Consider the following 15,416-nt stretch of genomic DNA (forward strand, 5'->3'; position numbering starts at 1 on the left):
TAAAGATATCAGCTTTGTTACTGACTTGGTACCTTGTTGATAGGACAATAGCTAGCGTTTATTTTTGTGCCATGTAGAGGATAGCAAAGCTTTCCTCTGTTGCCGGTGTCTGTTTATAGTCTGAGTATGTTTCTATATGGGTAAAGCTGTTTTTGCGCAAAAGTTGTATGATTTCTTTTTGCTTGAGTGGGATAAGTGTTGTTTTTTCTGTGTATGTTTTACCTTCTGTTGTCAGTTCTATTATGAATTCTGTGCTGTTATTTTTTTGTCTTTTATATCTTCTTGTCATTTTTATGTTGTCTGTGTTTATCACAGGAAGTTCTGTTATATTGTTTTTTTCTAGTCTGTCGTAATTTAATACCTGTATGAGGAAATATCCGGATTTTTTTAATATCTTGCCTGCTTTTTTAAAAAATAGGCTTATTTCTTCTGTGTCCTTTAAGTGTGGAAGGGTGTTACCCATGCATAGTATTGCATCTATCATATTGCTATCAAAGTGTTTATCGATATCAAGCATGCTGCCATGCAAAAATGTGCAGTTTATTTTTTTCTCTTCTGCTTTTTTGTATGCTGTTTCTATCATCTCTTGGCTAAGGTCTATTCCTGTTGTTTTATGTCCTTTTTCTGCCAGAGCGATACAGAGGTCTCCTGTTGCACATCCTGTGTCCAGTATATGTGAGTTGGGAGATAAAAACCTCTCTACAAAGTTTATTCTGTCTTTGTCAGGAGGAAATATTGAGCTGTAGTGCTCTGCTATTATGTCATACAGATTACCAGTCAAGAAGTCTCCTTTCTCCTTCCAGAGCTCTTATTTCTGTTACGTCTTGTGATACTTCTATGACTCCCTGATATTCTCCTTTATCGTCATAGATGGGGAAATATCTTATATGTATGAATTTGTCGTTTATTGTCAGCCAGAACTCTGCTATGTCTTTTTCTTTCTTTTTAAAGCTTTCTACTATTCTGTTTACTATGTGTACGCTCTTGGGTGGATGGCAGTTTTGTACGTCTCTCCCTATTATGGATGGGCTTCTGGGGAATATCCTTTCTCTTCCTTCCGAGTAATACAGTACTTTGTCGTTTTTATCTACAAAGGTTACGTCTATAGGAAGGTTTTTTAACATCAGGTTTATCTGCTCTGTGGTCAGTTTCCCTGTATCAAGGTTATGTACTCCTGTCTGTGTTTTTTCTTCTGTTTTTTTATGCTGTATGTTTTCTTCTATGGGGTGTTTTTGTTTGCTTCTTGCTATGTTTATGTCCCAGAGGTTGCCCGGCTTTACCCATGCATATCCTATCAGTGGTTCTTCTCTTTTTATGTCTATCCAATCCTGGTCTGTTAGCTTTCTCAGAGATGTGGGGTATAGTATTTTTTCTTCCATAAAAATCATGTTTTTTATTGCTGATATGAGTTCTGATATGCTGTTTTTTATGAGTTTTGTGTCTTTTCCTTCTACTGCTGTTTTTGCTTTTTTTAGCATGGCTCTTATCTCATCATGTTTGCCCCACATAACCTTGGATGGGCCTGTAAAGCCTGTTTTTTCCAGTCTGGGAAAGAGTTGGTTCTCTTTTCTTGTAAAGTGAAGTTCTATTAGTGATATCTTTTCCAGTTCTTTTTTTAGTTCTGATAGGTTTTCCTGTGAAGTAGTTTTTTTTGTAAGTTTTTTGAGCCGTTTTAGTATTGTTTTTGCTTCTTTATTTTCCTGTTTGTATGTGTGCACAGGGTGTCCAGGCATTTTTTTGGGGCTTTTGTATTTTTTTAGGCTTGCGTCAAATACTGCTACATGTACATCGCATAAGCGTTGCACTTCTTCTACTGGAAAGCCTTCCTGTATGAGTGCGTTTTCCATTGCTGATATTTCCTCGGGGCTTACGTTTTTTATGAGTTTTTCAAAGTCTTTTTTTACTTGTTCTACGGGTTTGCCGTCATGCAGGGATTTTATTATTTCTTTTAGTTTTGCTTGTTTATAACTGTCATTTTGCAGAAATTCGCTCATTGTTTCTCCTTGTTTTTGTGTTTGTCAATAATATTATAAATATAGTAAGGTATTTTTTTAAAGTCCATTGTTTTTTTATTGCTCGCTTCTTCTTGTCGTGTTTTGCATCTGTTGTTTTGCTGTGTTATAATTGTTTTGCCGTGTTATGAGGCGGGATGTTTGCTTTTTATGTGCCGCAGGCAGGATTGCCCGCGTTCTTTTTTCTTTTATTTGGCGCGGGCAATCCGTTCGGTATTAAAAAGGGGTTTTTATGAGGGGGCTTTTTGTTTTTCTTCTTTTTGTGCTGGTTGCAGGTTTTTCTTTTTTTGTTGTTTTTTTGATTGTGGATTCTGTTTATGCGTCTGTGGAGAGAGATTTTGTTGTTCCTGTGGCTACTTTTTCTTCTGTGCTTTCTGATGATGATGCTGCTGTGCTGAGGGGGATTGTAAAGGGGTTTTCTTTTTTGCAGAGACAGAGGTTTGCGGATGCGGTAAGGTTTGGGCTCGGTTTTGTGCTTTTTGAGTTTTTTCTTGTAATTGCTGGGGTTATGGTGTATGTGAGGAGGGTCAGGCGGCCTATCAGAGCGCTTGCGGGGCTTATGGAGGGTTTTGTGCGTGATGGTGCAGGGGCTCTTTCTCATGTTAGGGGTGGTCAGGATGTTTCTTATCTTGTGAGGGCTTATGAGGGGTTCTTGCGGAGGCTGGATGAATATGAGTCTGTTGTGGGTGATCTGTCGCGTTTTAGGGGCTGGAAGGAGATTTCTAGGGTTATTGTTCATGAGGTTCGTAATGTTTTGTCGCCTGTAAGAATGGTTGTTGAGCATGCTGTTTCTACTGGGGTTTTTCCTGCGGAGAGGGGTGTGTTTGTTTTGAGAAAGCTGGGTGAGGTTGACGGGCTTCTTGATAGGTTTCGCAGGATTTCTCATCTGCCGGAGGCTTGTGTGGAGTCCGTAAAGCTTTCTGATGTTGTAAGGGATGTGGTTTGCGAGTTTTTTTCTGTTGCTGTGGATTGTCCTGAGTCCTGTGTTGCTATGGCTGATAGCTTGCTTCTTGCTGAGGTTATAAGGAATTTGCTTAAGAATGTGCGTGATATGGGAGAGGATGTTGAGTGCGGTGTTGTTTGTTACTGTGAGGGGGATTATTGTGTTGTTTGTGTGTGGGATAGGGGGAGTGGGGTTGAGCCTGATGTGCTTGATAAGATATGGTCGCCCGGGTTTTCTACAAAGACCGGGGGGCTTGGTATTGGTCTTCCTCTTGTAAAGTCGCTTGTTGCAGAGATGGGTGGGTGGGTTGAGTGTGAGTCACAGCCGGGAGAAGGTTTTGTGGTTCGTGTTTTCCTAAAAAGGGGGATTTGAGATGAAGGTGCTTGTTGTGGATGATGAGCGTGATATACGGGATGCTTTTTCTATGGTGCTGTCGGATTGCGAGGTAATAGGGGCTGCATCTTTGTCCGAGGCTGTTTCTGTTATGACTGAGGACTCTGTTGATGTTGCTTTTATAGATTTGCGTCTGAGGGCTGAGAGCGGGCTTGATGTCCTTTCTATAGTAAAGGAGCGATTTCCTTCTGTGTGCTGTGTTATGATTTCTGCTCATGCATCTGTAGGGGAGGCTGTGGAGGCTGTGCGTATGGGTGCGCTTGATTTTCTGGAGAAGCCTCTTTCTTTTGATAGAATCAGGTTGATTGTGGATAGGGTTTCCGAGCATGTGTTTGCGAGCAGGGTTTTGTCAGGTGAGATGGAGAGGTATGAGCTTGTGGGGAGTTCTCCTGCCATGCAACGGTTGCGTGCTGTTGTTTCTAGGGTGGCAGATGTGGATGTGCCTGTTCTTATAACGGGCGAGAGTGGTACTGGTAAGGAGCATGTTGCGCATAGGTTGCATCTTGAGAGCAGGAGGGCACGGGGGCCTCTTGTGTGTGTCAATTGTGCTGCGATTCCGGAGGAGTTGTTTGAGAGTGAGCTTTTTGGCCATGAGAGAGGAGCTTTTACTGGCGCGGATAGGCGGAGGCCGGGGCGGATTGAGGAGGCAAGGGGCGGGACGCTTTTCCTTGATGAGGTGGGGGAGCTTCCTTTGTCTCAGCAGGCTAAGCTTTTGCGTGTTCTTGAGTCAGGTGATTTTTATCCAGTGGGTGCATCTTCTCCGCGCAGCTGCAATGTGCGGTTTGTTTTTGCTACCAACAGGGATTTGTACGGGGAGGTGGAGCGGGGGGCTTTTAGGGAAGATTTGTGGTACAGGATTTCTACTGTGCTTATCGATGTGCCTCCGTTGAGGGAGCGTAGAGAGGATATAAGGGGTCTTGCTATGCTTTTTTTTCGACGGGTGTGTGGGGAGTTGGGGCGGTCTGTTTTGCCGGATGATTCTGCGTTTGCTGTGCTTGAGGGGCTTTCTTACAGGGGGAATGTGAGGGAGTTACAGCAGCTTGTGTGGCGCTGTGTTCTATCCTGTAGTGGGCCGGTGGTGGATGCGGATTGTGTGCGTCGTGTGCTGAGTAGTGCTGGTAGTGCTGGTAGTGCTGGTAGTGCTGGTAGTGCTGGTAGTGCTGGTAGTGCTGGTAGTGCTGGTAGTGCTGGTAGTGCTGGTAGTGCTGGCGGGCGGTGGAGAGAGCTTTTTGAGAAACAAAGGAGCCTTAGGGATGCTCGGTGTGATTTTGAGAGAGAATATATCATGTATCATGTTGAGCGATGTGGTGGCAATGTGTCTGCTGCTGCACGTGCTATGAGTATGATTCCTGCAAATCTTCTCAGGCGGATGAAAGAGTTGGGACTTAAATGAGGATTACTGCTCATGGGAAATAGGCAGGAAAGACTCATGCTTGACGATCTTTCCTGTCCTGGTGAGGGATATCTGAGTGTTTTATTTGAGAGGCTGCGAGGAAAGCATTGCTTCTTGTCTGCTATGATAAAGGGTTTTGCCGATATGTGTTATGATTTTTCTATTTTCTCCATTTTCTCCATTTTTGTTTGTGTTTTGTGATATATCATGATATATTTCTCCTATGCGCGTCTTAGGTGTTATTTCCTTTTTGTTGGGACTTTGTTTTTTTTCTTATGGTCTTGATATTTCCTTTTCTTACGATTATTTGGTCATTTCTACTATCGCAAGGGAGCAGGTTTTCTGCGATTATAATGGCAGTGAGCATCTTTTGAGCGAGCTTGTATGGACTGGAGGGGATATTGGCCTCGCAGGTCTTTCTTCTGAATTCGTTTTTTCCAATATAGTTTTATCCGTTGATACTGCTTTTTCTATCAAAGATTTTGGCAGTAGCTATATGGAAGATTATGATTTTCTTAATCTTGGTTATGATTATGCGACTCATTATTCTGTGCATGATGTGATTCAGGATTTGTACTTTGAGATTGTTGGTCTTGTGGGATGGGATTTCTCTCTTGGTGATGCACACGTTGTGCCTTCTATAGGTTGGTTTTATCTTCACAGGAAGTGGAGTGCTTATGATGGATATGCTATTTATCCTGTAAGTCCCGGAGAACCGTATGATCCCTCTTCTGGTACCGGAAGTGCCTATCCCTATTATACTGGCAGTGGAACAAAAACGTCTTTATCCGGCCTTGTTATAGACTATGAGCAGGAGTTTATGAGTCCTGTCTTTGCTCTTTCTTTTTCTTCCGGAAGGTTATCTATTTTTTCTTTTTCTATTGAGCCTTATATTGGTATCTATCCTATTTTGTATACTCTGGACAACCACTATCTCAGAGATATTGTTTTTTTGGATAGGATGTTTGGCGGACTTCTCACAGGCGGAGATATTCGTGTTGATATTTTTTTGCTGGATTTTCTTTCTTTTTATGGTGGATATAGGTTAAGATATATTGAGATGGTGCATGGTTCTAGCAGTTTTAAAGAAAGCGGAGTGTGGTATACTGCAATCAATGGGGGAAGCGGGATGGTTTCTTTTTCTGATGGTTTTTTTGTGGGGCTTGAGATTAATTTTTGATTTTTTAGGGGTTTTTTATGAGTGATGTTATCTATACACTTCCCGAGCTGATAAGGCGTTCTTCCGAGCGTTTTTCGGATAGGATTCTTTACAGGCTATATGATGATGGAGAAATCAAAGAGTCTTTTTCTTATGGAGAGGTCTATGAGAAGATAAGAGCTATGGCAGGACTTCTTACTTCTCTTGGTGTAAAGCCTGGTGATAAGGTCATGCTTATATCTGAGAACAGGCCTGCATGGCCTGTTGCTTATTTTGCTATTTCGTTTATAGGTGCAGTAATTGTACCTGTTCTGATAGACTTTACAGCTTCTCAGGTTAAAACTGTTTTTGAGCATGCAGAGTGTGCAGCCGTATGTACCAGTGAAAAGCTTCTCAATAAACTGGCTGATGCGGGGGTAGAGTCCGACTTTATTCTGATAGACAGGTTTATGCATGATGATGCCTGTGTTATAAGAAGCAAAAATCTTGTGTCGGTTCCTTATGAGTTGTTGGACCCTGCTGATGTCAAAGAAGATGACCTTGCGGCTATTCTCTATACCTCTGGTACGACAGGTAGAAGCAAAGGTGTTATGCTCAGCCATAAGAACCTTGCCTTGCAGGCTTATGAATGCCGTTCTGTTTTTAAGGTTGGTCCTAGAGACAGGCTTTTTTCTGTTTTGCCTCTTGCTCATACTTACGAGTGCACCATAGGAATGCTTTTCCCTACTGCTTATGGTTGTTCTATCACATATATATCCAGACCGCCTACGGCTTCTGTTCTTATACCCGCGCTTAGCGAGGTGAGACCCACTGTTATGCTTTCTGTTCCTCTTATAATAGAAAAAATTTACAATACAAAGATAAAACCTCAGCTTGTGGACCATCCTCTATATAAATTTAAGCTCACAAGACCTCTTGCCCTTTGGGTTGCAGGCAAGAAGCTTCTTGCAACATTTGGTGGGGCTTTACGCTTTTTTGGTATTGGCGGGGCCCCTCTTGCCCCTGATACGGAGGATTTCCTCAAGTCATCTGGTTTCCCTTATGCTATAGGCTACGGGCTTACTGAGACTGCGCCTCTTATAGCCGGTTCTAACCCGCGCAATACTGTACGGGGTGCCATAGGCCCTATTTTTAAAAATGTGCGGCTTAGAATAGTTGATGCCAACGGTAATATAGTTGCTGGCGAGGGTGTAAAATCAGGCAGCTATAATGCAGAGGGAGAGATACAGGTAAAAAGCCCTTATGTCATGATGGGTTATTACAAGCAGCCTGAGCTTACACGCAGTGTGTTTACAGAGGACGGATGGTTTAAGACAGGTGATATAGGACTTCTTGACAGGCGGGGAAGATTGTTTATAAAAGGAAGGCTTAAATCTCTTATCCTTGGTCCTGGGGGTGAGAATATCTATCCTGAGGAGATAGAGTTTTTGCTTAATCTTTCTGATTTTGTAGAAGAATCTCTTGTTTATCAAGATGAGGCTGGGCAGCTTGTGGCTCTTGTTGTGCTCTCTGAGCAGGCTAAAAACCTGTTGGCTGCTGCCGGAGACGGAGTTGATGAGGCTATGCATAGCATAAGCTCCGGGGTAAATAACCTTACCCGTGCTGCTGAAGACTTTGCAGAGAAGCTCAAGAAGGAAGTCAATTCCAGACTTGCAGCCTTTTCCAGAATCAGCAGGATAAAGCTTGATGACAAGCCGCTTGAGAAGACTGCAACCCACAAGGTAAAACGCTTTTTGTATACAGACAAGAATAACGACGATAAAAAATCCGGTTAAAAAATATTTTTTGATACCGAACGCATAGGACGCTTGTGCGTCCTATGCTGCCTCCGGCACTGATTCTTGTCATGATTTATTTTACGCAGTCATTGCCAAAGGCAGGCAGAAGTGCGCTTATTATTGTTTTTTCCCTATATGTCGCGCTTCTGCCGTTCGGTATAAAATATTATTTTTATTGAGATATCTGGTATCAGCTTAAGGTTTGGGGCAGGCGTTTTACTTTTTTTATTTTTGCTACTTCTATCGTCAGAGGGTGTGCGCCAGACGGGTTTTTTACCAGCAGAAGATGTTTGTTGTTCTCTTTTGTGAGTTTTATGGGTCTTGTTTTTATGTTAATTGTACCCGTGGGGCTTGTGATTTCCAACTCTAGTTTTTCTGTGCCGCTTTTTAGCGATTCTTCTATGAGGCGGATTTTTGCCTGGTAGTCCAGTCCGTCTGCTTCCAGTATATCCTGCACGCTGTTGGCATCTGTCATCTGTGCTGAAAAAAGGATAAAGCCGGATTCTATTTTTGCAAGTATGTTCTTTTTTGTTTCCTGAGGGATGTCTTTTTTCTCCAGTTCTTGTATGAGTTCTTTTTTGCGTTTGCTATTCCCACATGGGGGGATTTCTGTTTTTATGTTTATCGCCGGTATCTCGATATCTGTTTCTAACCTTGTGTCTTTTTGTTCTTGATCGCTTTCTGTTGGTAATACTATTTCTATTCCGGCTTGGCTTAGCAGGTTCTGCCATTCTTCTGCGCGGTCTTTTTTTATGAGCAATATGTTTTCTGTAAGTTCTTCTCTTATGCAGTGTTTGTATCCGGGTAGTTTTTTTACAAGTTGTGCGTATTGTGGCTGAAGTATGGCTATAATGCCTTCTATATGGCGTATTCTTTCTGCTTCTTCCTGCCAGAGTTCCAGTGTTCTTGATAAGCTGTGCGGTAGTGCTGCGGATGATGTTACCATTAGCCTTAACGGAATTTCTCCCGGCTCTATACCGGCTTCCACTATGTTTTTGTAGCTTTTTTTGCTTATTGTATAGTGACTTACAATGTCATGTTTTTCCAGATCTGCGGTACAGGCAGGTATCAGTATGTCTTCCAATTTTGCATGGGGATATATGTTTATCCTGCCGGTTTGTTCTATTATCATCTGAGGTGCAGCAGAAGAAGGAACTTCTGCCTGGGTTATTGTGTAGACTGTATCTTTTTTATGGAGAATTCCCCAGAGTATGAGTGTTTCTTCTATTGTATCCCCATACTTTTCTGCAAGCTCACCCAAAGAAAATAGGATTGCTCTGTTTATGTTTCTTTTTGTGTAGTTTTTTCCACTGATAAGGATATGGTTAAGAAGAAGGATGGCTTTTGCCAGCTTCTGTATATCTTCCTTTTCTGCTATCGATGCCGCTGCAAAAAGAGAAAGTCGTTGAGATTGTGATATCTGTGATAGATTGTCAGCTTTTTTTAAGAGTGTCTTTTTGTCTTTTTCCGTGCAGATATCGAGCTTTGTCAGGGCTTGTGTAATAGCGATTAGTCTTTGAGGATTTTCTGTAAAATCTGCTATTTTCTCCGCTATTTCTTCCTGTTTTTTTGCCTTTATTTCTCCTTTTACCGTTATTATTGTCGGGTCCTTTATAAGTATGGAGAAAAAAGCCGATATAAGTGCAGGTGTGCACCATGTAACAGGCGTATTTCCGGGCCATGTTCCCTCCTCTGGAGGGAAAGCATAACTCACAGAGATTGCTTTTTCTGTAAGCATATTTTTGAGTGCCGGGGTAAAGAGTAGTCTTCCTTCCTTGTCGGGGAATATCAGGAGCCTGTCGTACAATTGACGGATTTTTATATCCGCATCTTCTATGCCGTCCCGTGATAGAAAATCTGTCAGTTCTTTTTCTGCCGGTTTCTTACTCAGTGCAATGATAGACAGCACTTGCCTGTCTTCCGCGCTAAGAAGGTCTTCTATTGCTTTCTGAGTCTCGGCTGTGCTGAGATATTTTTCCAGCTTTTCTATAAACCTGGGTTTATGATACGGTGTTTCTATTCTACCCAGATAGTTTCTTATTATGTTGAGAAATGCTTTGTCAGGCAGCCCCAGAAGATAATCTACCCATTCTGCTCTATCTCTTCTTCTGTCCATACTTCTATATTGTATTTGTACCCCTGTTCTGTAAGGAATCTCTGTCTGTTAAGGCCAAACTCTTCTTCTACTGTATCACGTGTTATTATACTGTAGAAGTAGGCATTATGTTCTTTGGGTCTAAGTATACGTCCCAATCTTTGAGCTTCTTCTTGCCTTGAGCCAAAGCTTCCTGATATCTGTATTGCAACAGCTGCATCCGGAAGGTCTATGGAAAAATTAGCTACCTTGGATACTATGAGTGTTTTTATTTTTCCTTCTTTGAATTGATTGTATATTTCTTCTCGTTTTTTATTGGGTGTTTTCCCTGTTATTATGGGTATGGATAGTTCTTTTGCCAGTTTTTCTAGCTGTTCTACATATTGTCCTATTATGAGAGCCGGGAGACCTCTATGCCTTTTTACAAGTATTTCTGCTATTTTGTTTTTTAGACTGTTTGTGCTTGCTATCTTAAACTTTTTTCTCCTGTCTGCTGTTATATACTCCATCCGGTCATTATCAGGAAGAGGGATACGAATTTCGTAGCATAAGGCGCTTGCTATCCAGCCTTTTTCTTCTACTTGTTTCCAGGGAATATCGTAGCGTTTGGGACCTACTAGAGCAAATAGATGGTGTTCTTTGCCGTCTTCTCTGACCAGTGTGGCTGTAAGTCCGCATCTTCTTTTTGCCTGGAGTTCTGCGGTTATTTTAAATACCGGTGCGGGCAGAAGGTGTACTTCGTCGTATATGATAAGTCCCCAGTTGTGTTTGATAAAAAGGTCAAAGTGAGGATAAAAATCAACATCTGGATCAGGTCTCCATGTGAGGATATTATAGGTTGCAACTGTAACAGGCTTGATAGTCTTTTTTTCTCCCGTGTACTCTCCTATCATGTTTGGGCTTATGTTTGTTTTTTCCAATATCTCATCTATCCATTGATGTGCTGCTGCTATATTGGGTGTGAGAATCAGAGTGTGTGTCTTGTAGTGTGCCATTACTGCAATTCCTACTATGGTCTTTCCCGAGCCACATGGCATTACTATTGTTCCGTACCCTGTACCAGGTGTATCATCTCCCGTAAAGGCCTTTACTGCATCTTTCTGATATGCTCTGAGTGAGAACCTTTTTTCGCCTTGAAGGTTTTCCTGAAGGCTAATATCCAGTCTGTCCCCCTGTTTTAAAGGAACCTTGTCGGACACAGGATAATCAAGATCTATAAGTGCCTGTTTTACCGTTCCCCTGTGCAGCATGTTGAGATAGAGGATGTCTTCTTTTTCTTCCAGTTCCTGATATGAGAGCATAAGATATTTTTTGAGGCTGCGATATGAGAGTATCTCTCTTTTGCTCAACGGTGGTTTTATCTTAAGACAAAGTGTATCTTCCCTTGCTGTTGGGAGAAGGACGACAGAATCCGCTCTGTCTATGGTATGCCGTATAAAGTCAAGGAGGGACTGAGGCACCGGATATTTGGAGAATTTATTGAGAGTTAATCCTATATCCTCATAGGAAATACCGGCAGAAGCTGCGTTCCACAGAGATAATGGGCTTATCCTGTATGTATGCATATAGTCAGGAGAGCTTATAAGCTCAGAAAATGCGGATATCTTTGCTCTGGCTTCTTCTGCAAAAGGGTTGGCTATTTCCAGAAGTAGTGTGCCGTCACTTTGTGCTATAACGGGTCCGTTTATGTCCATTGTATTAAGTAAGGTATACATAAGGAGCTCTTTTTGCAAGTAAAGCATGTGAGACGATGTTTGTATTTAATGAAAGGTTTTTATATAAAAAAGATGTAGTTGATAAAGAATACGATATGATATGCCTTGGAGCGATGTTTCTAGCGAAACATCCAAGAAAACGGTTTGTATGTATATGTTTTATCAGTGAAAACAATAGTTTTCCTGTGATAGATACTTTTTGTTCTTTATTACTTGGGTATTGGTTTATGATTTTTTCTATTTCTTTCTGTGTTATCGGTATACAGAAATCAAGTTTTATGTATTCTGCTATCGTATATGAGCTTATTGGTATGTAAAACATATATGTTGGTTTGTTTTTGTAATCATTTTAACTCTTTATTTTTGTAATATAAGGAAATATATTTTTTTTATTTTTTGTTGACAGCTTCAAAGGGCACGTGTTACTATTTTTCAAACACCATTATGGTGTGCAGCCTGTATGGCTGCAAAGAAAATTTTCAGGAGGGATGTTATGAAGAAAACCCTATTGACTCTCCTTATGTTTGCACTGGTGGCAGGTTTTGCTTTTGCAAGCGCCAGCCAGGAGACCGGAGGAGGAAAAAAGGTAACTATCGATGTTCTTGCGTACGGCGATAATGCCAATCCGGAAGGACAGAACTGGATCCGCATAGTAGAAGCTTTTATGAATGAGAACCCCAACGTAGATGTTAAGTATGAGCTTCTCTATGATGAGGCCTACCATCAGAAGGTTACGGCTCGTCTTGCTTCTGGCGATGTGCCTGATATGGCATATATGGGAGCTGATGCACGCTGGGGTAAACCCTGGCAGGAAGCAGGTCAGCAGGTTGACCACAGACCTTTTCTTGATGCTAACTATTATGATTTGAGCCTTATTCCCCCGATGGGACCCAATGGTGAGGTGTACTATGTACCTCTTGGGACATCCAACATAACAACAGTTCTTTATATGAATAAGAAGCTTGTAGAATCTCTTGGATTCTCTGCTCCCAAGACGTACGAGGATATTGTTGCTATGGTTCCTGCTGCAAAGAAAAAAGGTCTCACAGTTCTTGAGATAGCCGGTGGTACAGGCTGGGTATGGGGTTCCTGCTTTATGTCCGGTGTTGTTGCAAGAATAACAGGTGATCCACACTGGGTGAGCAAGGCTGTTAAGGGCGAGAAGAAGTTTACTGACCCTGATTTTGTTGCTTCTCTTGCTATAATAAAGAAGATGGTTGATGACGGTGTTATCGACAAGAAATCTCTTCTTGTTGACTACGGCGGAGCTCTTACCAACTTTAACAATGGCAAGTCCCTCTTTATGATAGACGGACAGTGGAGAGCAGGAAGCATAGATCCTACACTTGCAGAGGACACAATTCTTCTTCCTCTACCCAAGCTTCCTGGACAGAAACCAGGTATGGATGATTCTGTTGCTGCTGCTATATCCATTGGATATGGTCTTACCAAGAAAGGTTCAGAGGATGCTGCAGTAAGAAATGCTGGTGTTAAGTTCCTTGAGTATTTTAACAGTGTTCCTGAGGTTACAATTCGTCTTCAGGATGGTGCTATTGTTGCTCCTGTTCTCAAGAACTTCCCTGTTCCTGAGGACCTGCCTACAATCAGCAAGCGCAAAATAGAGCTTGCTAACAGGGCAAAAATCGTAACAGATGTTATAGATGCCTATCTTGCAGGTGCAGCCAACGAGACACTCAATGCAGGAATGCAGAAGATCGTAGGTGGAGAAATAACTCCAGAACAGCTTGCAAAGCAGGTGGAAGAGCTTGCTCGCCAGTAATATGGCCGGTATCAAGATACGCAATTGAGAGTTTTAAGGAGGGGGCATCGCCCCCTCCTTTTGGAGGAGGAAAGTAGATGACAGAGAGATTAAAGAAGAACCTTGTTTCTTTTTGGGTGATGGTAGGGCCGGCCTTGCTTGTGTATACCTTTATACTTGCCTATCCTGTTCTTTATTCCATAGGACTCAGCTTTACGGATTATAATCCCAATATGGGTAACACTGGTAAATGGATGGGCTTGTCCTTATATGCAAAAATGTTTAAGGATCCTCTTTTCTGGCATGCTTTTAAGAACAATATGATAGTTGTTCTCGTATCAGTTTTTGGCCAGATTCCACTGGGATTTGTTCTTGCTTATATACTTTTTAGAAGAATGGTTAGAGCAAGGAACTTTTTTCAGGCTGTTGTTTTTATGCCACAGTTTCTTTCTACAATAGTTATCGGAATTTTGTGGAAGCGTCTTTTTGAGGCCGATGGAGCTGTTGCCACATTCTTGCAATGGCTTACACAGAATCCCGATGCCCAGTTTGACCTTATGTTAAGAGCGGATACTGTTATGTATCCCATTGGCTTTGTCTTGATATGGATGTATACGGGATTTTATATGATAGTTTTTCTTGCCAACCTTCAGAAGCTAGATGTACAGCTTGTGGAAGCAGCCAAGATAGATGGAGCTACGGAGGCACAGATATTTGCAAGAATTATTATGCCTCTTTTATCTGGTACTATACTTGTATCAGCTATACTTGCTATAGCAGGTTCTCTCAAGGGCTTTGACCTTATCTTTGCCATGACGGACAGGGGACTGACAAGGCAAAATGCTATGGTTTTGCCCATATATATGTACCAGGTGGCTTTTAATAACTACAATGACCCGTTGCGCTTTTCTTATGGAGCAGCCATTGCAAATACCGTTGTTCTTATCAGTGTAGGACTCATAATGTTTGCCAACTGGATCTCCAGTAAGTTTGATACAGGAGCTGATATATGATAGAACAATTGACAGTTGTAGAAGGCCAGGCCAGATGGCAGGATAAGGTCGCCAATGTAGTTGGCAAAACGGTTTCTTATATAGTATTTATTACTTGGGCATTGCTCACATTGCTTCCTATAGTATGGATGGGATATTCTTCTTTTAAATCCAACGAGGAGCTTAACCGCAGTGTATTTGCTCTTCCCCATGATATGTTTGATAATGCACATGACGAGTACAAGGTGCTCAAGCATGGTCCTGGCATAAGATATCCCAAGGATCTCAAAGTACCAAAAGAGCAGACAATAGTGATAGAGTCTACAACAATAGCTCCGGGCAGAAGATATATGGTATTTTTTCTTGACAAAAAAGATCTTCCGCCTGCATTGGCAAACTTAAAACCCGGTGATAAGTTGACTGTGGATCAGCTTCCCAAAAAGTATCAAACTCATATACATTGGAAGACGGTCTGGTTTAACTATGAGTCTGCAATAACCTACGGAAAACTGGGGCTTAAGTTTATTAACAGCATAATATATACGGCAGGTTCCACTCTGCTTATTGTGCTCCTGAGTCTCATGGTGGGATTTGCTCTAGGTAAACTCCCATTTCCCAAGCTTTCTGCAGTCATCGGAGGATTTTTTGGTCTTGGTTACCTGTTGAGCATACCTTCAATAATAATCCCTCTGTTTCTTATGATGTCCAGTGTAGGACTTGTGGATACTCACATAGGAATAATCATTGTTTATGTAGCCTTTGGACTTCCTCTGGGCGTCATGCTTGCTTCTCAGTTTATCAAGGGATTACCAGACAGCCTTGTGGAGTCTGCATACATAGACGGTGCTAGTCTTATGCGCATGTTTTTTAGCATCATTGTTCCCATGGCAAGACCCGTTGCAATAACAATAGGAATTATAAACGGACTTGGCATATGGAATGAGTTCCTTCTTGTCCTTGTTCTTGCAAGTTCCGAGGCAACAAAATCACTACCTGTGGGAGTCTTCTCCTTCTCAAGCCTCACAAGTACCCAGCTTGGCTGGCAAATGGCAGCTCTTGTAATAGCCGCACTTCCCGTAATTATTGTTTATGCTATATTTAACAGGAGAATAGCAGAAGGTGTTGTTGCAGGTGCCGTAAAAGGCTGAAAAATATAAACCGAACGGAGCCATGACAA

13 protein-coding genes are annotated in these 15,416 nt (G+C 41.9%); 9 read left to right on the forward strand and 4 right to left on the reverse strand.

Going from position 1 to position 15,416, the window contains the following annotated elements; genetic code table 11:
- Nucleotides 1-58: 58 nt before the first annotated feature.
- Both WKV44_03695 and WKV44_03700 read right to left on the reverse strand, forming a co-directional pair.
- The gene (locus WKV44_03695; GenBank protein ID MEM5947641.1) at nucleotides 59-781 is read right to left on the reverse strand and encodes a class I SAM-dependent methyltransferase; all 723 of its coding nucleotides are present in this window, start codon (nucleotides 779-781) and stop codon (nucleotides 59-61) included.
- Entirely contained in the window at nucleotides 771-1,994 is a 1,224-nt protein-coding gene (locus WKV44_03700) for a DUF438 domain-containing protein (protein ID MEM5947642.1), read from the reverse strand. Before WKV44_03700 ends, WKV44_03695 begins: the two co-directional genes overlap by 11 nt.
- A 250-nt stretch (nucleotides 1,995-2,244) precedes the next feature.
- On the opposite strand from WKV44_03700, the gene WKV44_03705 reads away from it, so the two are divergent.
- The 5 genes from WKV44_03705 to WKV44_03725 are packed head-to-tail and all read left to right on the forward strand — an operon-like array spanning nucleotide 2,245 to nucleotide 7,675.
- Nucleotides 2,245-3,327, forward strand: coding sequence for a HAMP domain-containing sensor histidine kinase (locus WKV44_03705; protein MEM5947643.1), 1,083 nt, complete (start codon nucleotides 2,245-2,247; stop codon nucleotides 3,325-3,327).
- A 1-nt stretch (nucleotide 3,328) separates the two neighbouring features.
- Nucleotides 3,329-4,741 carry a sigma-54 dependent transcriptional regulator gene (locus tag WKV44_03710; protein ID MEM5947644.1) on the forward strand — a complete coding sequence of 471 codons (1,413 nt, stop codon included), beginning with the start codon at nucleotides 3,329-3,331 and terminating at the stop codon, nucleotides 4,739-4,741.
- A 12-nt stretch (nucleotides 4,742-4,753) separates the two neighbouring features.
- Entirely contained in the window at nucleotides 4,754-4,942 is a 189-nt protein-coding gene (locus WKV44_03715) for a hypothetical protein (protein MEM5947645.1), read from the forward strand.
- A gap of 22 nt (nucleotides 4,943-4,964) precedes the next feature.
- Entirely contained in the window at nucleotides 4,965-5,921 is a 957-nt protein-coding gene (locus WKV44_03720; GenBank protein MEM5947646.1) for an omptin family outer membrane protease, read from the forward strand.
- A gap of 17 nt (nucleotides 5,922-5,938) precedes the next feature.
- Nucleotides 5,939-7,675 (forward strand): AMP-binding protein, encoded by a 1,737-nt coding sequence (locus WKV44_03725; protein ID MEM5947647.1) that lies wholly within the window; start codon nucleotides 5,939-5,941, stop codon nucleotides 7,673-7,675.
- Between the two features lie 193 nt (nucleotides 7,676-7,868).
- On the opposite strand, the gene WKV44_03730 is transcribed toward WKV44_03725, so the two are convergent.
- Together WKV44_03730 and WKV44_03735 are read right to left on the reverse strand one after the other, a co-directional pair.
- Nucleotides 7,869-9,794, reverse strand: a complete 1,926-nt coding sequence (locus WKV44_03730; protein MEM5947648.1) for a hypothetical protein — start codon at nucleotides 9,792-9,794, stop codon at nucleotides 7,869-7,871.
- Entirely contained in the window at nucleotides 9,761-11,488 is a 1,728-nt protein-coding gene (locus WKV44_03735; GenBank protein ID MEM5947649.1) for a DNA repair helicase XPB, read from the reverse strand. Before WKV44_03735 ends, WKV44_03730 begins: the two co-directional genes overlap by 34 nt.
- Before the next feature lie 185 nt (nucleotides 11,489-11,673).
- On the opposite strand from WKV44_03735, the gene WKV44_03740 reads away from it, so the two are divergent.
- From WKV44_03740 to WKV44_03755, 4 genes are all read left to right on the forward strand, one after another.
- The gene (locus tag WKV44_03740; protein MEM5947650.1) at nucleotides 11,674-11,805 is read left to right on the forward strand and encodes a hypothetical protein; all 132 of its coding nucleotides are present in this window, start codon (nucleotides 11,674-11,676) and stop codon (nucleotides 11,803-11,805) included.
- A gap of 176 nt (nucleotides 11,806-11,981) precedes the next feature.
- Nucleotides 11,982-13,268 (forward strand): extracellular solute-binding protein, encoded by a 1,287-nt coding sequence (locus WKV44_03745; GenBank protein MEM5947651.1) that lies wholly within the window; start codon nucleotides 11,982-11,984, stop codon nucleotides 13,266-13,268.
- A gap of 77 nt (nucleotides 13,269-13,345) precedes the next feature.
- Nucleotides 13,346-14,260, forward strand: coding sequence for a sugar ABC transporter permease (locus WKV44_03750; GenBank protein MEM5947652.1), 915 nt, complete (start codon nucleotides 13,346-13,348; stop codon nucleotides 14,258-14,260).
- Nucleotides 14,257-15,387: a carbohydrate ABC transporter permease gene (locus tag WKV44_03755; GenBank protein MEM5947653.1), complete on the forward strand. Its 1,131-nt coding sequence runs from the start codon at nucleotides 14,257-14,259 to the stop codon at nucleotides 15,385-15,387. The genes WKV44_03750 and WKV44_03755 overlap by 4 nt, the downstream gene beginning before the upstream one ends.
- Nucleotides 15,388-15,416: the final 29 nt, after the last annotated feature.

The sequence above is a fragment of the Spirochaetia bacterium 38H-sp genome (genome assembly GCA_039023545.1).
Lineage (GTDB): Bacteria > Spirochaetota > Spirochaetia > Winmispirales > Winmispiraceae > Rarispira > Rarispira pelagica.